The organism is Methylosinus sp. PW1 (assembly GCF_000745215.1).
Classification (GTDB): domain Bacteria; phylum Pseudomonadota; class Alphaproteobacteria; order Rhizobiales; family Beijerinckiaceae; genus Methylosinus.
The window spans coordinates 46686-62986 of record NZ_JQNK01000001.1 but is presented as its reverse complement, the minus strand read 5'-3'; the positions used below and the strand labels follow the sequence as shown (position 1 = coordinate 62986).

Genomic DNA, 16301 nt, shown 5'->3' with positions numbered 1-16301 from the left:
ATCGCTATGCCTCTCTCCCGCCGGCCCATCGCCCGCCCGATCAACCAGGCCGCCCGCGCCCTGCGCCGACGCGCCGCCAACGCCGGCGCCGAGATCGCTCTCGACGCTCGCCCCAAAATCGTCGCGCCGAAAAAAGGTAAGGCCTCCTATCGCCGCGCCAAACTGAAGCCCCCCGATCCCGAATGACCGAGCGCTCTCGGCGCTTCGGATTCGCTACATTGCTCGCCTTCACATGCGATTGAACCGCGCCAGCGGAGCAGACCGTTCGGAAAAAACAGAGGGGCGGACGCGCGCCGCGCATCCGCCCCTCGTCTGTGTCAGACCTGCCGGCTCGGCCTCAGCCCGAAAATGGCCACCATGTCAGCCATCGCCGTTTCAGCTCGTCCGGCAAATCGCGCCACTCCCTCGGAGCCAGTGTGTCCAGCTTGCACACCCAGTCGCCCGTCGGCTGACCCTGTATCGCCACCCGCATCGGCGTCTTCGCGCAACGCGCCAGCGATTGCAGCGCCGGCTCATCTTGCAACACGCGAATCTGATAGCCGGACCAAAAACTCACACTCAGCAGCGCCAGCGCCGCCGCGCTCATCTTCATCGCGAAAATGCGCGTGCGACGACGGGAGATATTGTCCTCCGCCAGCACCAGCCACTGTTTCGACTCGCTCACCAGATTCTTCACCAAGTCCTTGCAGACGTTGGTGACAATCGTCTCCTGGACCACTTCCGCCTGCCGGATCGTCAGCGCCGCAAGTCGTGTCGCCTCACGCAATCGCTCGATCTCCGTCTCGCCGAGCTCGTGAAGCGCGACGATCTGCTGTTGCTGCGCCTCCATCTTTCCCGACAATGACGCATCGAACCGCTCGACCAGATCGGCCAGCTTCAAAAGCGCCCATTTGAACGCTCCGACGAAGCCGCCGAGAGGGCCGTTCGGCTCGATCCCCTCCGCCGCCGCCGCCGCTTCCGCCTGCCGCGCCGAATTGCGCACATCTTCGGCCACGCTCTCGATCGGATTTCCCGTTTCCTTCAGAGTCATGGCAGCCACTCCCGAAACTTGCCGGACGATAGCTGGGCATCCATCCGATCCAGCCAGGTCTTGATCGAAAACCGCTTCAGCACAGCGACAATTATGAAGGCCGCTTACCGACAATTAGACTGGCCATGTCTGCCATGCGTCGAGTAGCGATCAGGACGCTATCTGTGTAGTTGTCGTTTGGCAAGAGGGTATTGTTACGACAATTACATTAATTGACGCTGGCTGTTTTGGGTCCTTGTGAGGGTAATTGTCGCTGGCGCTTCGACCGCCGGCGATTACCGGAAGTGAGGCGGCGTGTTTCTATGGCATGCTCAAGCCGAGGACGGCGGTTCCTCGCTTTCGGCTCTGCGGGCTGCGGAGCGCTCCCTGTAGCTTTCTCCATTCATTTCGATGATCGTCGCGTGATGAACCAGGCGGTCCACGGCGGCCGCGGTCATAGCGGCGTCCGGGAAAACCATGTTCCAGGCGGAGAAAGCCTGATTGGCGGTGATGGCGATGCTGTGGCGTTCGTATCGATGCGCGATGAGCTCGAACAGGACGCTGGTCTCGGCTTGATCCTTGCGGACATAGGAAAGGTCGTCGAGCACGACGAGGTCGAACTTGTCCAGCTTCTCCAGGGCGTCGATGAGAGAAAGATCGCGTCTCGCGGTCTGAAGGCGCTGAACGATGTCGATGGTGCGGGTGAACAATACCCGCTTTCCGGTGTCGATGAGCGCATGGCAGATGGCCGCCATGGCGTGGCTTTTTCCCGTGCCGCTTTTCCCGAACAGCAAAAGATTGTCGCCGTTTCTGATCCAGTCTCCGCCGGAGCCGATCGCAAGAAGCTGCTGTTTTCGCACCCCCGACGCCGCGTCGAAGTCGAAGCTGGCGAAGGTTTTCCCGGCGGGCGTTTCGGATTGATCGCGGTGACGTTGGATACGGCGTGAAGTGCGCTCGGCGACCTCGATCTCCATCAGCGCGGCGATCGTTTTTTGGGCGGGCCAGCCGTCGCGATCGGCAATCTCGGCAATGCGGCGCCAATTGCGTGCGATGCTGGGCAGGCGCAGCTCGGTCAACAAGGAGGAGAGGAAGGCCGCATCGGTCATGGTCGTGTCCGTCATGTCAGGCTCCTCCTTCATGGCCGAGCCTCGCAAGCGGATGGCAAAAGGCGATCGTAGGCTTGCAGATCCGGCTCGGGAATGACGACATCGCTCGATGGGCGCGGCTTGCTCACGAATTCCTCTTCGAGCTTGGCGATGTCGGGCAGTTTGCCGGCGTCCAGGATCGCGTCGAGACGCTCGGCCAAAGCAATCTCGATGGCTTCGCGGGTCGAGGCCAGAACCAGCAATCCGACCATCGTCCGGCAGGCGTCTCTTTGCGGCAGGGCGGCGTCCAGGGCCGCCCAGGCGCGGGTGTAGGCGGCGCGCGGAAAGAGGGCTTCGCGGTAGACGAGGTAGCGCAGGGCTTGCGGCTTGCGCCGCAGCGTGCCGATCAGATGATGATAATCGATCGCGTGGCCGCGCGCGCGGTCGGTGCGCACACGGGTCATGCGCATGACCGGATCGGGCCCGAGGAAACATTCCAACCGGTCGTCGAACAGACGCACTTCGATCTTTTGGCCGATCAGCCGGGATGGGACCGAATAAAGCACCCGGTCGACATTGATGGTGCTGTTGCGCGTGACCTTCGCCGATACTGTCGCGAAGTCGGTTGTCCGGCGCCTGGGCAGGGTTTTGAGCGTCGCGCGCTCCGCAACGACCGCCTCGGCGCGGCGAGCGTTGTAACGGTCGCAGACCCCGGCGACGAAGGCGCGGTAGGCTTCGACGCTGTCGAAATCCCGGCTTCCCCGGCGCCGCAGCCTCTGGTCGAGGCGGACCTTGATGTGGCCATTGGCGGCTTCGATGCTGCCGTTCTCATTGGCGACGCCGGGATTGTTGCGGGTGGCCTCCATGCCGTAGTGCCGGCACAAATCGTCATAACGCTTGGTGAAATCGAGCTGCGCGGAGCGGTCCAGGTTCTTGAAAGCGGCCGACAGCGAGTCGGTTCGGTGCTCGCGGGGGACGCCGCCCAACTTCCAAAGCGCATCCTGCAACCCTTCGGCGACAGCGGAAAAGCTCTCGCCGCCGAGGATCACCCGCACATGCTCCCAGCCGCTGCACGCCAGCCGGAAATGGTAGAGACGGTGCGGGAATGGTTCGCCGGCGATGGTGACGTCGAGAGAGTCGGCGACGGTGAAATCTGACAACGCCTGGCGACCGGCGTCGTGGCGCTGAGGAAAGAACACCTCTTTGTCGGCTCCATGAAGGGCGCGCCATTTTGCGATGCGACGTTCGAGCGTGCGGCGGACGCTGTCGGGAAAAACCTCCGGACCGAGCTCATCCTGGAGGTCCTCGAAAATGGTCACGGCCATGACGCCGGGGACGGCGAGCATCTCCAATACCCGCGGCCAAATATCGGCCAGCGGATCGGCGCGGGTTCGCCAGCTTCGCGGCTGCTTCTTTTGAGATGGCAAGCGCGGGTCTTTGTCGATGCGGCGCGCAGTGCGCGCGCTGAAGCCGGCGTTGGCTGCCGCTGCTTCCTGGTTTTGATGTCGGGTGCGGGAGGTCATGTAGAGCATCACCTGGCGGTCGGTCACATGGGGGTTCGGCATCGTGCTCGGATCGTTGGTTGTCCGAGCCGCGATACCGGGGCGCTCGCTCGCATCCTGCATGGAGTCTCTCAGCCGATACCTGAGCGGATGGATGGCGCACTTCCGGTTGTGCACGTCGGAGGCCGCCGTCGGCACAAGGCGCGGGCGCGGATGTGTCCGGTCTACATTGCGGGATTGATTGGCGCTGGGGATCGCAAGAGCGTGCCGCCCATGGCGGCGCGCGACGGCGACGTCGGATACAATCAGCTTCATCACTTCATCGCGAGCGACCGATCAGCCGCTTGATACGAAGCGTCTGTTTTATCAAGCGGAAAAACAACTCAATGAGCCAGCGGCGCTTATAGAGATCGGCGATCTCGTCCGCCGGCGCGTCGAGATCATTGCTGAGCAGCCGCAGCGTCTTGCCGCTGTCCGTCACGACCACGATCTCGCGCACCGCGTCGGCCATCGGGTTCTTGCGCGCCTTCGCCTGACGAGCGGGCAGAAAGCCGATCCGGTCGCTCACGAACCCAGTTCCCGGCGCCAGCGGCAAAGCCTTCGCCTCGCAAAGCGGCGTGTTGGTCTTGAAGCGCGTGACGATGCCGCAGCCGGCCGCGTCCAGCCGCGCCCACCATTCATAGTCGTAATAGCCCAGATCGAACACATAGGTCGCGCCGGCCTCGATCGGCATCTCCTTCGCCGTGATGTCGTTGACCCTCGCGGCGGTGAGCGAATGATAGGCTGGACGCCCGAGATTAGGATCGAAGATCGCATGCGCCTTGGCGCCGCAGACGCCGGCGGCGAACCGCGCCCATTCGCAGCCGACGCCGGCCAGTTGCAGGCCGGTCGAGTCGATGAGGCGCACGACGTCCTTCATCTCGCGCCGCGTCTTGCGATCGGTCTGCGCCAGGATATGCTCGAGCAGTCCCGGAAAAACGAGCGGGCTGCGGCTACGATTGGCGTCGGCGAAGGTCGAGCGCGCGGGAGCTTTGACGCCGAGGTGGTAGAGCCGCGCCCGATGGCTCTCCATCGCCGTCTCGACAGCGCGCAGTGACTCGGCGCCGGAAAACTGCGCGTAGAGCAGCGCGATGAGCTGATGGCGCGTCGTGAAGCTGCGAACGAGGTCGTCGGCGCGATGCTGCGCGACGAGCGCGTCGACGGTTTTCCACGGACGCAGTTTGAGCAGATCGTGAAAGACTGTATTTTTATCCTCTTCAAGTGATTTGGCCATGAGCCGGGTCGGGCGATAGAGTACCAAATTCTTGTCATGGAGACCGCCCAAAGGTAGGGTCCGCCCATCCAGCCACCCCCGCGCTGCGCCTCGCGCGCGTGGGTTGCCATAATTGGAGCAAGTGATGCGCGGGACTGTTGATGCTGATATACCGGACACGTGGAAGCGCTACGGCGAGGCTATTTGGCAGCGCGGCAGCGTTGAGAAAAAGGCGCTTGAATACGATCCGGCTCCGACTCCGAGCATCTTCGATAAATATTACGTCTACTTTTATACTACGCATGTCGGCGCATTGAATGCTAGCGAATTACAAAACATATGGTCAAATATAATACGCGAAGATCTTAATAATGAACAAACAGATGCCGCAAATTTCATTCGTGAGTGCCTAGATTTCAAGCTTAGCAGAGGTTATTGCAATACAGACATTATATCTCTCGGGTACGATTGCCTTCCGCGCACCGTTTCAGCGAGATGGGGCCTAAAACGCACAAGAGCCTTCGGTGAAAAATCCCACCCGTTTGATCTCGCTGTGACTCCTATAGGATGCATTGCGGATATTCTGAGCGTGAAATTTGAAGATTTCTTTGATGATCTGGACTTCGACGTCGCATCTAATCACGTCGTCAGCAGGAATCACGGAATTTTATTTAACCATGAAATTGGAAATTTGTGGGTCGATGATGATTTCCGCTTGTTCAAGCAGCGGTATTCGAAAAGAATAGCTAATTTTCTGTCCGCGCTCAGCAATGGGCGGAAAACGCTTTTTGTCATTCATCTAAGACAGCCGCTCGACGCGGTATTGCTCGACGAAATCGAACGGATATATATCGCTGCGCAATCGATAGGCTCTAATGAAAAGGCGCTTTTGTGTATCGCCTCAGAGGGGGTGCACCTTTCCAGGACACCGATCGCCGGCCTCTCGATTTGCGATGTGTCGGATCATCCGCCCGGATATGAATGGTGGAATTATTGTCATTTCGTCAGCACTCACGGCCTTGCTTTTGAAAAGAAAATTGCAATTACTATCAATAGCCTAGTGAGATAGACACGTAACCGGGGCAAATTTCCGGGCGGGAGGGGGAGTCGCAATCTGAAAAATGTGATTCAAGCTGCGGATGACCGCGCCGCCGCCTGATTCGCTCGAACGCCTGACACAAGCCGAACTGATCGGCGTGGTGCGCGATCTCATCGGCGAAGTGACGCGGTTGCGGGCGGAGAATGAGAAGCTCTGCGGGGCGTTGGCGCATCTGCGGATCGAGCATCAGGCGACCAAGGACGAGCTTGCGCGGCTCAAAGGCCTACCGCGGCGTCCTCCGTTCAAGCCGTCCGGCATGGATAAGTCGACAGATGCGAAGGCGCCAGAGACCGGCGGCGGCAAGAAGCGCTCATTGCGCCGGCGCGGCAGCCAGCTCGACAAACTGAAGATCGGCGCCACGGTCGTCGTGAAGGCCAATCCGCCCGCGGGCTCGCGCAACAAGGGCTTCGAGGACATCGTCGTTCAGGAGTTGAGCCTCTCTCCGCAGGTGACGCGATATCGCCGCGAACGCTTCGAGACGCCGGGCGGCGAGACGATCATCGCCGCTTGTCGATGGCGGTGAAAATCCGCGCATAGATGGCGCGGTCGTGGTCTGGCCGGGTTTCCTCCGGGGCCTGCCGAGATGATTATGGCGTCTGGTTGAGGTCTATGCGGCGGCGCGCGGTCGCGGCCTGCCGTGGCGGGGAATGCTGGGGTAAGCTTGGCCTTTTCGAAGGCAAGCACGGCGTCGATCTCGACTTGCCGGTTCCGTTCGACGCCGTGCCCCACACCGTGCCGGGCACGCATGTCCGATCAATATCGCGGAAAGCTGGGCGTTCGTCCACATGGCGCCAGCCAATCCGACCATGCCGACGCGGGGTCGGCGAGGCTGTTTTTATGCGCCGGGTGTCAGGAGCCATTTTGGCGTGAGAATACGTTTTAAGGGAAATCAACGAGTTAACTAAAGCCATGATGCTTGAGAATATCCATTTAATTCGATAATATCGCTTGCCGAAGCCAGCTAATTTGAGAATTTGCTGTTCCAACATTTCTATAGAATTGCGAACGGCGACGCACGACACGGCCCAGTTTTCCGGCCAAAGCGACGTGGGAAGCCGTCAAACGTGAGAATATTATCGGTCAATATTATCACGTTCGATGGCTTTTTGGATTCGGATTCGGATATTCTCAAGCCAAGATGGCTCCTGACACACGGATCGACACTGCGATCGATTGCTGTCGGAGCATTATCGCCTGACCGACCTTCGCCGGCATGCGATAGGACCAAGAGGCTTCGACGATCAGTCGCCGCGCGACGATGCTGCCGGCTTTGGTGATGCCGGTCAATTTCCGCTTGCTTCCGCTCGAATGCTCGCCGGGAACGAGGCCGATGAAGGCCATGAGCTGGCGGGGATTGTCGAAGCGCCGCATGTCGCCGATCTCGGCCACCACACCGGCGGCGACCACGAGCGCGACGCCGCGTAGCGCCTGGAGAGCCTCGACGACGGGGCCGAGAGACCATTCCGGCACGAGCGTTTCGATCTGCGCTTCGATGAGATCCTTGCGGGCGATCGCCTGATCCATGGCGTTGAGATAGGTCTGAAAGGCGATTTGCTGCGCCGGATGATCGAAGCTCTGATTGGCGAGCCAGACCCGATGCTTCTTTTTCCATACCGCGCCGGCATAGCGACGACCATGACGGAGAAGGAAGCCCTGGATGCGCTGCCGAGCCTGGCGCAGGTCCTTCGTCGCGGCCTCGCGGGCGCGAATGAGATCGCGCATCGCCTCATGCGCTTCGTCTGTAAGCCGTGCGAGCGTCCCACCTCGAAAAGCTTCGAGCGGCGCGCGATCCTCCTCGAGTGATTTGGTCATGAGGAGGGTCGGGCGATGGATCATTCCATGCTTGAAGCCATGCATGAAGGCAGGACTTATCAACGGGTGGAGCTGATCACCGGCGGCCGGCGCCGGCGCAGCTGGACGTCCGAGGAGAAGGCCAGGATCGTCGCGGAGAGCGCGGAGCCGAACGCCAACATTTCGGACGTCGCTCGACGCAATGGCGTAAGCCGTGGACTGTTGACCGTCTGGCGTCGGCAGGCCTGGGAGGCGCGAAGCACGTCCGAGCATGAAGCGCTGTTCGCTGCGGTGCGCGTGAGATGCGTCGAGGAGCGCGACGCGGTCTCTGTCGCGTCCTGTACGATCGAGGTCTCGATCGCCGATGCGACGGTCCGTGTGCCGATGGGCGCGGACAGCGCGACGGTCGATGCGGTGATTTCGGCGCTGCGTCGTTCGCGATGATCTCTATCGGCGCGCAGCGACGCGTGTTCGTATCGACGCGGCCGGTCGATTTCCGTAAAGGGGTGCATGGGCTCGTCGCTCTGGTGGCGGAAGATTTAAAATGCAATCCGTACAGTGGCGACGTCTATGTGTTCCGCGCCAAGCGCAAGGACCGCTTGAAGCTTTTGCTATTCGACGGCTCGGGAACAGTTCTGGCGACCAAATGGCTGGAGGACAGCGGATTCGCCTGGCCGCCAGCGCAAGACGGTGTGGTGTCTCTGACGCCGACGCAGTTCGCTATGTTGTTCGATGGCTTCTCGGAATGGTCGCGCATCACGCTGAAGACGGTGAAGAGGCCGAACAAAACTGCGTGATATTGCTTGTATTCTCTGGAGCTTTAGCGAGCGCAGTGGTACATTCTCGTCATGGCGCTTCGCTCCACGCCCCTTCCATCGGACCCAGCTCTGCTGACGGAGCTGGCGCTTGCGCTCGAAGCGGAAAACGAGACGCTGCGGACAACGATCGTGACTTTGAAAGCGCTGATTTTCGGCTCGCGCTCCGAGCGATTGTCCGGGCTGAGCGCGGAGCAGCTCGCGCTCGACCTTTTGGATGGTCGCGCCAAGGAGATTTTGACGTCGACGTCGGCGAACGACGACATTCCGGCGGCCGAGGAAACCGCGAAGGCGCCGCGCAAAAGAGCTGAGCGCAACATCGGGAAGCTGCCCGAGCATCTTCCTCGCTGCGACCGCGTGATCGAGCCGGCGACGACGCAGTGTCCTTGCTGCAAAGGACAAATGAATCGCATCGGCGAGGACGTGAGTGAAGTGCTCGACCGTGTGCCGGCCGTGCTGCGCGTCTTGCTCACGATCCGTCCCAAATATGCGTGCCGAGCTTGTGAAAGCGCTGTCGTGCAAGCGCCGGCGCCGGCGCAGCTCATCGAAGGCGGCATGGTCTCGACGGCGCTCGTCGCCCATATCGCCGTCGCCAAATATGGCTGGCTCTCGACCCTCTATCGTCAGACCGCCATCCTCGCCGGCCTGGGCGTTGTCCTCGATCGACAGACGCTGGCGCGCTGGATGAAGCAGACAGCCTGGATGCTGAAGGGGCTCTACGATCTGCAATTGGAGGTGATGCATCGCTATCCGCGGCTCTTCTGCGACCAGACGCCGATGCCTGTGCTCGCGTCCGGACATGTGAAGCTCCGACAGTTCTGGGCGCATGCGACCGACGACCGCCCCTGGGCGGGACCGGCTCCGCCGGCCGTCGCCTATGTGTTCGCGGACGGCCGCAGCAAGAAGGAGATCGCGTCGCAGCTTTCCGGCTTTACCGGAATCTTGCAGGTCGACGGCTACGCCGCCTACAAGGCGCTGGTCAAGGACGAGGGCGCCGAGAGCCGTATCACGCTCGCCTTCTGCCTCGCGCATGCGCGCCGCAAGTTCGTCGCCGTGTTCAAAACGACGAGCTCGCCATTCGCCAAAGAGGTCATCGACACGATCGCAATGGTCTATGCGATCGAGAAGCGCATTCGCGGCAGAAGCGCCGACGAACGGCGCGCTGTCCGGCAGGCCGAGACAACGCCGATCATGGACGCGCTGCATGCCCGCTTGATCGCCGTGCGCGACGGGCTGTCGCAAATCTCGCCGCTGATCAAGGCGATAAACTATACGCTCGCGCATTGGAGCGGATTGACGCGCTTTCACGAAGACGGCCGCATCGAGCCGGACACCAATATCGTCGAGCGCCCCATTCGATCGATCGCGATCGGCAAGCGCAACTCGCTTTTCGCCGGCGACAATGGTGGCGCCGAAACATGGGCGATCCTATCGACGCTGATTCAAACGGCGCGGCTCAATGGCGTCGATCCGGAGACATGGCTCGCGGATGTGCTGGAGCGCATGGTCTCCGGCGCGACCACCAACAATCGGCTCGCCGAGCTTCTCGTGTGGAACTGGAAAGCCGCGCGTGACCAGGCCGAAGCGGCGGCATGATCCACCATCAACGCAACAGGCTCGGCTCGCTCGCCGTCTCCGCGTCCCTCGTATCGGAGCAGATCGACTCTTTGATCAGCCGCTCCGTCGTCTGCTCGAAATAGATCCAAAGGTCCGTGTGCAGATCGGAAAACTGCCGCCACACGACGCTGTCGAAAAAGCGCCGCGGCGCCCTCACCATGATCGTCGTGCGGCGTTGCCGCGAATAGCGGAACGGGCGCACGCCGTAGCGTCGGCATAGAGCGATGAACAAGCGCACCGACCATTCGTCCGGGAGACTGAACTTCATCTCGACGGGAGGATCGCTGCGCGCCGCCTCATCGAGCTTTGCCCTCAGCCGATCCGCCGCCGCGCTGGCCGCCTCGCGCTCTCCGGCGCTCGTCGCGCCGAAATGCAGCGCCTCCACCTTCCGCAACCGCTCCCGAAGCTGGTCTTCGATCGTCATCGGCGTCGCTCCTCAAAAGCACGACGCCATCCCTCCGATCAGAGGTCAACTGCCCAGCCCCCGCCGTCCACAGCCGATCGGTGTGGCACGGCCGCACCGCTTACCTTCGTCTGGAACCCAGACCGATGTGAGCTCTCCGGCGCGGGACAAGCGCGCCAGCATCACCGAGTCGCGTCGATCCGTTTTGACGTGATCGCCGGCGCGTCTCGGCGTGTGCGCCGGCGACACGACTTCGCATGCATGGCCGGCCGCGACGATCTGACGGTAGAGACCATAGCCACAAGGGCCGGCCTCATAGACGAAGTGCAGCTTGCCATGCCGACCGCCGAGCTTCTTCAATAAGCTGCCGACCGCGTCGGGTGCGTTGGCGATCTCACCATAAAATCGGACTTCGCCATCTCGGCCAGCATCCGCGATGGCGACGGCAATTGTTTCCTTATGGACATCGAGCCCAATGTAGCTGTTAAACTCCATGGCGGTCCGTCTCCCTGTGCATGAGGATAGGCGCTTATGGCGCAACCCTCGCTGCTTGCACATTGTGGAGACGGGCCACCCCGTCCGCCACCAAAACGGTCATATCGTCTGGCCCGTATCATTTCGGCCATGATGACCCCTCCGTGCCAACGATGTTGAGACAAACACCCCGCGGGAGTTTACCCTTGAGGGCCGAGGTCGAAACATCCCATGGTTATGCGCCCTATCACTGATGGAAAGACTCTTGCGGCGTCTGGCGCCGAAGCTGAGGAAGGCGGGAGGCCGACGATTGTTTCGGCGCCAGACGCCGCGTCGCCGGAACTCGTCCTTCGCCCGCGTCGGCGCACGTTTACGGCCAAAGACAAATTGCGCATCCTCGATGAAGCGGATCGCGCGGCTGGGGTTCCTGGAGGCATCGGGGCGATCATACGCCGCGAGGGGCTCTATTCATCGGCCCTGACGGACTGGCGTCGCCAACGCGCCGCCGGGGCCTTTGAAGCGCTGAGCCCTGTCAAGCGCGGCCCCAAGGTCGTAGAGCCCAATCCGTTGGCGGCCGAACATGCGCAATTGCAGCGCGAGAACAGGCTCCTGACAAAACGCCTGGAGCGCGCCGAGGCGATCATCGAAATCCAAAAACGTATGGCCCGCCCCGTCTGCAAGCAGTTTTATCGAGAGCGCCTTCTGATGGGTCTGCGTCAACGTATCCGGCCTCGGGGCGAGCCCCCGGCCAAGATGGAGATACGCGCGTTCCGGTCCTCATAAAAGTCTCGGCGTCGAACGCCGTTTTTTGAACCAGGTTTCCAGAACGCCGTTCGACTATCAGTCAGGCCATCTTTCGATCCACCACCCGCAAACATCGTCGGACGATCAGCAGCACATGCGCCGAACGACCAGTCTCACGCCGCCAGGATCGCCTCCTTGTCGGCAAATGTTTCTCCACGCCGCAGCACCGCCCAGGAGATCCGCGCCAGCTTGTTGGCAAAGGCGACGACCGCGACATTCTGATGCACGCGGGCGAGCAGCGTCGTCAGCCACCGCCCGAGCGACGTGTCGCGTTTGGCGACATGGGGGAGCGCCGCCCGCGCGCCATGGATGAGTTGCCTGCGCAAATATCGGTTGCCCCGCTTGCTGATCCCGAGCAGTTTCGGCTTGCCCCCCGTCGTCGCCTGACGGGGGACCAGGCCGAGCCAGGCCGCAAGATCGCGACCATGCTCGAACGTCTCGGCCTTTCCGATCGCCGCCAACAAGGCCGAAGCGATCAGGGCGCCGACGCCCGGTATTGTCGCCAGTCGCCGGGCGTCCTCGTTCTCTTTGGCGAAAGCCGTGAACTCCGCGTCGAAGGCGGCGATGCGCTTGTCCAGCTCGCGCCATTGCGTGCGAGCGTCGTCGACGAGCCTGTACATCCGGTCGCTCAAAGTGTGTCGGCCCCCTTCGTCCAGCATGACGGCGAGATAATCCGCGAGATGACGTTTACCCTTGGGAACGACGATTCCGCGCTCCAGAAGGATCGCCCGCAGTTGGTTGATCAGCGCCGTCCGTTCGCCGACCAGTCGGTCGCGAGACCGATGCAACGTCTGGATGTCGAGCTGATCCTGCGTTTTCAGTTCCACAAAGCGCATGGTCGGCCGCGTCGCCGCCTCGGCGATCCCTTCAGCGTCGCGATCGTCGTTCTTCTGCGCTTTCACATAGGGGCGAACATATTCGGGCGACATCAGCCGAACCTCGTGGCCATGAGCCGCGAAGACCCGCCCCAGATGATGAGCGCCGCAGCACGCTTCCATCGCGACGACACAGGCCGGCAGCTTCGCTGCCAAGCCGATCAGCGTCTCCCGCGTCGCCCGCCGCCGCATGACCACCGTCCCGGCCGCGTCGAAGCCAACGAGACTGCAAATATTCTTGCCGATGTCGATCCCGAGCACGGAAACCTTCGTCTGAGCTATGGCCGAAAGTGGGTGATGACGGCGTGAGGCAGGCGGCGTAACGGGGTTGGTGACCAAACCTGCCCGAACCTCCCGAAGGAGCGTTACGCCATGACCGAGAATAATGTTGTCGCCTTCAAACAGGAAGGCGCAATCGACGACCCGCTCACGGAAATCCTGCGTTCCGGCGCGAAGCGGCTGATCGAGCAGGCCGTTGAGGCGGAGTTCGCCGCGTTTTTGGCGCAGCACGCCGATCTGAAGCTGCCGGATGGGCGCCAGCGCGTCGTTCGTCACGGCCATGACCCTGTCCGCGCGATCCAGACGGGCGTTGGGCCTGTCGAGGTGGAAAAGCCAAAGGCGCGCGACCGCGGCGCTGGCGACGACGAGCGCATCCGCTACGCCTCGTCGATCCTGCCGAAATGGGCGCGGCGCACGAAGAGCCTCGACGTTCTCTTGCCGGCTCTTTATCTGCGCGGCGTTTCAACCGGCGATTTCCAGGATGTGCTGACGGCCTTGCTCGGCAAGAGCGCGCCCAATCTTTCGCCCGGCGTGATCGCGCGGCTGAAGGGCGACTGGGATGACGATTATAGCCGCTGGCAAAAGCGCGATCTGTCGGCGCGGCATTACGTGTATATCTGGGCCGACGGCGTCTATTTGCAAGCGCGAATGGAGCCGCAGGCCGAATGCATGCTGGTGATCATTGGCGCGACGCCAGAAGGCAAGAAGGAACTGCTCGGCCTCTCAGCGGGCATGCGCGAGAGCGCGCAGAGCTGGAAGGAATTGCTCGTCGATTTGAAAGCGCGGGGGCTTGTCATCGCGCCGGAAATCGCCGTCGGCGACGGGGCGCTCGGCTTCTGGAAAGCGCTCGACGAGGCGTTTCCGTCGACGCGCCATCAGCGCTGCTGGGTGCATAAAACGCTGAATGTTCTCGACAAGCTGCCGAAGGCCTTGCACAGCGCCGCGCATAAGGATTTGCGCGAGATCTGGCTGTCGGAGAGCCGCGCGGCGGCGCAGACGGCGATGGATGTTTTCGCCGAGAAATTCGCGGCGAAATATCCGAAGGCGGTCGATTGCCTGACGAAAGACCGCGATGCGCTGCTGACGTTTTTCGATTTTCCTGCCGAGCATTGGACGCATTTGCGAACCTCGAATCCGATCGAAAGCGCCTTTGCGACGGTGCGGCACAGAACCGTGCGCACGAAAGGCGCGCTCTCGCAGGACACGGCGCGACTGATGGTGTTCAAGCTGGTGATAGAGGCGTCGAAAAGCTGGCGCAGGCTGCAAGGACAAAAGCTGTTGCCGAAGCTCATCAGCGGTGTAAAATTCCGCGACGGAATCGAAATCGCGCCCGATCAAAAGTCCGCCGCTTGATTCACGCCGTCACCCACATTCGGGCATAGCTCCCTTCGTCTTCATGACCAATCCCTCCGTTCTATCGCCGGCGAGCCTACTACGCCGGAAGGAGGGGCGGGCCATTCCATAAAAGTTGCTCTGTTGCTGGGGCTCCCGATCGTGAACGACGAGGACTCCTGATGGACGCCGTAGCGGCGCTGGCGCCACGCAGTGGCCTGATCGCTGCGGCCTGCGCAGCGCTGGGCCTTTCGCGCGCCAGCCTGCACCGCCGCGAGGCTGCGCGTAAACAGCCGCCGGCCGTCGCGAGGGCGCGTCCGAAACCTCTGCGCGCGCTGACCGACACCGAGCGACAGCATATTCTCGAGATGCTGCGCGGGCCGCGCTTCGTCGATCTCGCGCCCGCCGAAATCTACGCCTGCCTGCTCGACGAGGGCGTCTATCTGTGCTCGATCCGAACCATGTATCGCATCCTCGCCGAGCACGGCGAGGTCCGCGAGCGACGGCGGCAATTGCGCCATCCCGCCTATCAAAAGCCCGAGCTTCTGGCGACCGGACCCAATCAGGTCTGGTCCTGGGACATTACGAAGCTGATGGGGCCGGTCAAATGGACCTACTTCTACCTCTATGTGATCCTCGATATCTTCAGCCGTCGCGTCGTCGGCTGGCACATCGCCGACGCGGAAACCGCCGCGCTGTTCAAACCTCTGTTCAACGACGCTGTCGAAAAGCACGGCGTGGAGCCCGGCCAGCTCACTCTGCATGCCGATCGCGGCGGACCGATGAAAGCCAAGGCCACCGCCCTGCTGCTCGCCGATCTCGGCGTCACCAAATCGCATAGCCGACCCTATACATCGAACGACAATCCATTCTCCGAAAGCTGCTTCAAGACACTGAAATACCAGCCGCAGTTCCCAAATCGCTTCGGCTGCGTCGAGGATGCGAAGACATTCGTTCGCCACTTCTTCACTTGGTACAATCGCGACCATCACCACGCTGGCATCGGATTGATGACTCCGAATCAGGTTCATTTCGGCCAAGCCGAAGAAATCTATGACGCCCGCCAGAAAATCCTCGATCGCGCCTTCGAGGCCAATCCCGAACGTTTCGTCAGAATACCGCCGAGCCCACCCCGAAAGCCAACCGCCGCCTGGATCAATCCACCGCTCAAAACACAAGAACTCCAAGCTTAAATTCCAAATCCCGCTGTCTCAAAATCGTTGACACGCTCCGCGGGCTTTTGACCCACGCCGCTCACGGTGGTTTGCCACCTGCTCCTGCAAGCCGATGGCGAGGGACCTACCCTCATCTCTCACGCCGCTTGCTGCGGCACACTGAAGTCGGACAGCCACAGCGCATTTGGCCGCGCCGCTCGAAATTGCCGGTTCACCTTGTCGAGCGGGCATGGAGCCTTCGGCGCGCTGCGCAACGGCGCGCCCTTCGGTGAACTGCCATCCGCCTTTCGGACACTGCAACAGTTCATGCTCAAGAAGCCGGGCGGCGACCGTGAGATGGTCGAGATATTGGCTCTGGTCCTACAGCACGACGAGCAGGCTGTGCTGACCGCCGCCGAACTGGCGCTGGCGGCCGGCGCGCCGACCAAGATGCACATCTTGAACCTGCTGCACCGCCTGGTCGACGGCAAGCCGGTCGACGCGCCGCCCGTGAAGCCGCCCAACGCGTTGACGCTCACTACTGTTAGCGGCGGCGAAAATCCGCGCATAAACGGCGCGGTCGGGCTGGGTCCGAACGGCTGGAGGCGTCAGAGCGCTTTCTCTGGCGCGGCCCGGTAATTACGGGCTGGATATGTTGATTTGGCGCGAGCTGCGGTCGGAACAGGAACACGTCAATCGGCGCGAATGGATTCACATGGGGATCGATGCGCGTGGCGGTGACGTCCCTCCACGCCCATGATGCTGTCGTGCTCGCGACCGTCAAGGACGCTTCGCGCCGCGCCGCGGCGC

General features: G+C 61.9%; 15 protein-coding genes and 4 pseudogenes. 11 read left to right on the top strand and 8 right to left on the bottom strand.

Annotated elements, in window-relative coordinates; genetic code table 11:
• Positions 1-6 precede the first annotated feature (6 nt).
• On the top strand, positions 7-186 hold the full coding sequence (locus tag K369_RS00330; protein WP_024882058.1) for a hypothetical protein: 180 nt from the start codon (positions 7-9) through the stop codon (positions 184-186).
• Positions 187-337: 151 nt separating this feature from the next.
• Here the strand turns inward: K369_RS00330 and K369_RS00325 are convergent, their stop codons facing one another.
• From K369_RS00325 to istA, 3 genes are all read right to left on the bottom strand, one after another.
• The gene (locus tag K369_RS00325; protein WP_036286175.1) at positions 338-1030 is read right to left on the bottom strand and encodes a hypothetical protein; all 693 of its coding nucleotides are present in this window, start codon (positions 1028-1030) and stop codon (positions 338-340) included.
• A 311-nt stretch (positions 1031-1341) separates the two neighbouring features.
• A complete protein-coding gene (istB, locus tag K369_RS00320) occupies positions 1342-2130 on the bottom strand; it encodes an IS21-like element helper ATPase IstB (protein WP_036286293.1) in 789 nt (262 codons plus the stop codon).
• A 14-nt stretch (positions 2131-2144) separates the two neighbouring features.
• Positions 2145-3617 carry an IS21 family transposase gene (gene istA, locus K369_RS00315; protein WP_084570366.1) on the bottom strand — a complete coding sequence of 491 codons (1473 nt, stop codon included), beginning with the start codon at positions 3615-3617 and terminating at the stop codon, positions 2145-2147.
• A 129-nt stretch (positions 3618-3746) separates the two neighbouring features.
• Between istA and K369_RS25085 the strand changes: the two are divergent.
• Positions 3747-3923, top strand: a pseudogene (locus K369_RS25085) (transposase); the annotation flags it as partial.
• Here K369_RS25085 and K369_RS00310 read toward each other — a convergent pair.
• Entirely contained in the window at positions 3916-4869 is a 954-nt protein-coding gene (locus K369_RS00310; RefSeq protein WP_036286289.1) for an IS4 family transposase, read from the bottom strand. The pseudogene K369_RS25085 and the gene K369_RS00310 sit on opposite strands and share 8 nt — an antisense overlap.
• A 124-nt stretch (positions 4870-4993) precedes the next feature.
• On the opposite strand from K369_RS00310, the gene K369_RS25080 reads away from it, so the two are divergent.
• The gene (locus K369_RS25080; RefSeq protein ID WP_084570364.1) at positions 4994-5917 is read left to right on the top strand and encodes a hypothetical protein; all 924 of its coding nucleotides are present in this window, start codon (positions 4994-4996) and stop codon (positions 5915-5917) included.
• 70 nt (positions 5918-5987) lie between these two features.
• Positions 5988-6470, top strand: coding sequence for a hypothetical protein (locus K369_RS00305; protein ID WP_051948615.1), 483 nt, complete (start codon positions 5988-5990; stop codon positions 6468-6470).
• Between the two features lie 605 nt (positions 6471-7075).
• On the opposite strand, the gene K369_RS00300 is transcribed toward K369_RS00305, so the two are convergent.
• Positions 7076-7759 (bottom strand): IS110 family transposase, encoded by a 684-nt coding sequence (locus K369_RS00300; RefSeq protein WP_051948613.1) that lies wholly within the window; start codon positions 7757-7759, stop codon positions 7076-7078.
• Positions 7760-7774: 15 nt separating this feature from the next.
• Between K369_RS00300 and K369_RS00295 the strand changes: the two genes are divergently transcribed.
• Genes K369_RS00295 through K369_RS00285 form a run of 3 tightly spaced genes read left to right on the top strand, consistent with a single transcriptional unit; the run spans position 7775 to position 10149 of the window.
• A complete protein-coding gene (locus K369_RS00295) occupies positions 7775-8182 on the top strand; it encodes a transposase (RefSeq protein ID WP_036286172.1) in 408 nt (135 codons plus the stop codon).
• Positions 8179-8535: an IS66 family insertion sequence element accessory protein TnpB gene (gene tnpB / locus K369_RS00290; protein ID WP_036286165.1), complete on the top strand. Its 357-nt coding sequence runs from the start codon at positions 8179-8181 to the stop codon at positions 8533-8535. Before K369_RS00295 ends, tnpB begins: the two co-directional genes overlap by 4 nt.
• A 51-nt stretch (positions 8536-8586) precedes the next feature.
• Positions 8587-10149 (top strand): IS66 family transposase, encoded by a 1563-nt coding sequence (locus tag K369_RS00285; RefSeq protein ID WP_036286162.1) that lies wholly within the window; start codon positions 8587-8589, stop codon positions 10147-10149.
• A 7-nt stretch (positions 10150-10156) separates the two neighbouring features.
• Here K369_RS00285 and K369_RS00280 read toward each other — a convergent pair whose 3' ends face one another.
• Positions 10157-10594, bottom strand: a complete 438-nt coding sequence (locus tag K369_RS00280; protein ID WP_036286160.1) for a hypothetical protein — start codon at positions 10592-10594, stop codon at positions 10157-10159.
• A 102-nt stretch (positions 10595-10696) separates the two neighbouring features.
• Positions 10697-11068: pseudogene (locus tag K369_RS25075) on the bottom strand (transposase); the annotation flags it as partial.
• 366 nt (positions 11069-11434) lie between these two features.
• Between K369_RS25075 and K369_RS25070 the strand changes: the two are divergent.
• Positions 11435-11830: a hypothetical protein gene (locus tag K369_RS25070; protein ID WP_210165038.1), complete on the top strand. Its 396-nt coding sequence runs from the start codon at positions 11435-11437 to the stop codon at positions 11828-11830.
• 134 nt (positions 11831-11964) lie between these two features.
• Here K369_RS25070 and K369_RS00270 read toward each other — a convergent pair whose 3' ends face one another.
• Positions 11965-12987: an IS110 family transposase gene (locus K369_RS00270; RefSeq protein WP_156967614.1), complete on the bottom strand. Its 1023-nt coding sequence runs from the start codon at positions 12985-12987 to the stop codon at positions 11965-11967.
• Between the two features lie 111 nt (positions 12988-13098).
• Here K369_RS00270 and K369_RS00265 point away from each other — a divergent pair, with 111 nt between their 5' ends.
• The 3 genes and pseudogenes from K369_RS00265 to K369_RS27420 form a co-directional block, all read left to right on the top strand.
• The gene (locus K369_RS00265; RefSeq protein WP_036286158.1) at positions 13099-14358 is read left to right on the top strand and encodes an IS256 family transposase; all 1260 of its coding nucleotides are present in this window, start codon (positions 13099-13101) and stop codon (positions 14356-14358) included.
• A gap of 131 nt (positions 14359-14489) precedes the next feature.
• Positions 14490-15530: pseudogene (locus K369_RS00260) on the top strand (IS3 family transposase); the annotation flags it as partial.
• 219 nt (positions 15531-15749) lie between these two features.
• Positions 15750-16130 (top strand): annotated as a pseudogene (locus K369_RS27420) (hypothetical protein); the annotation flags it as partial.
• Between the last annotated feature and the right edge of the window lie 171 nt (positions 16131-16301).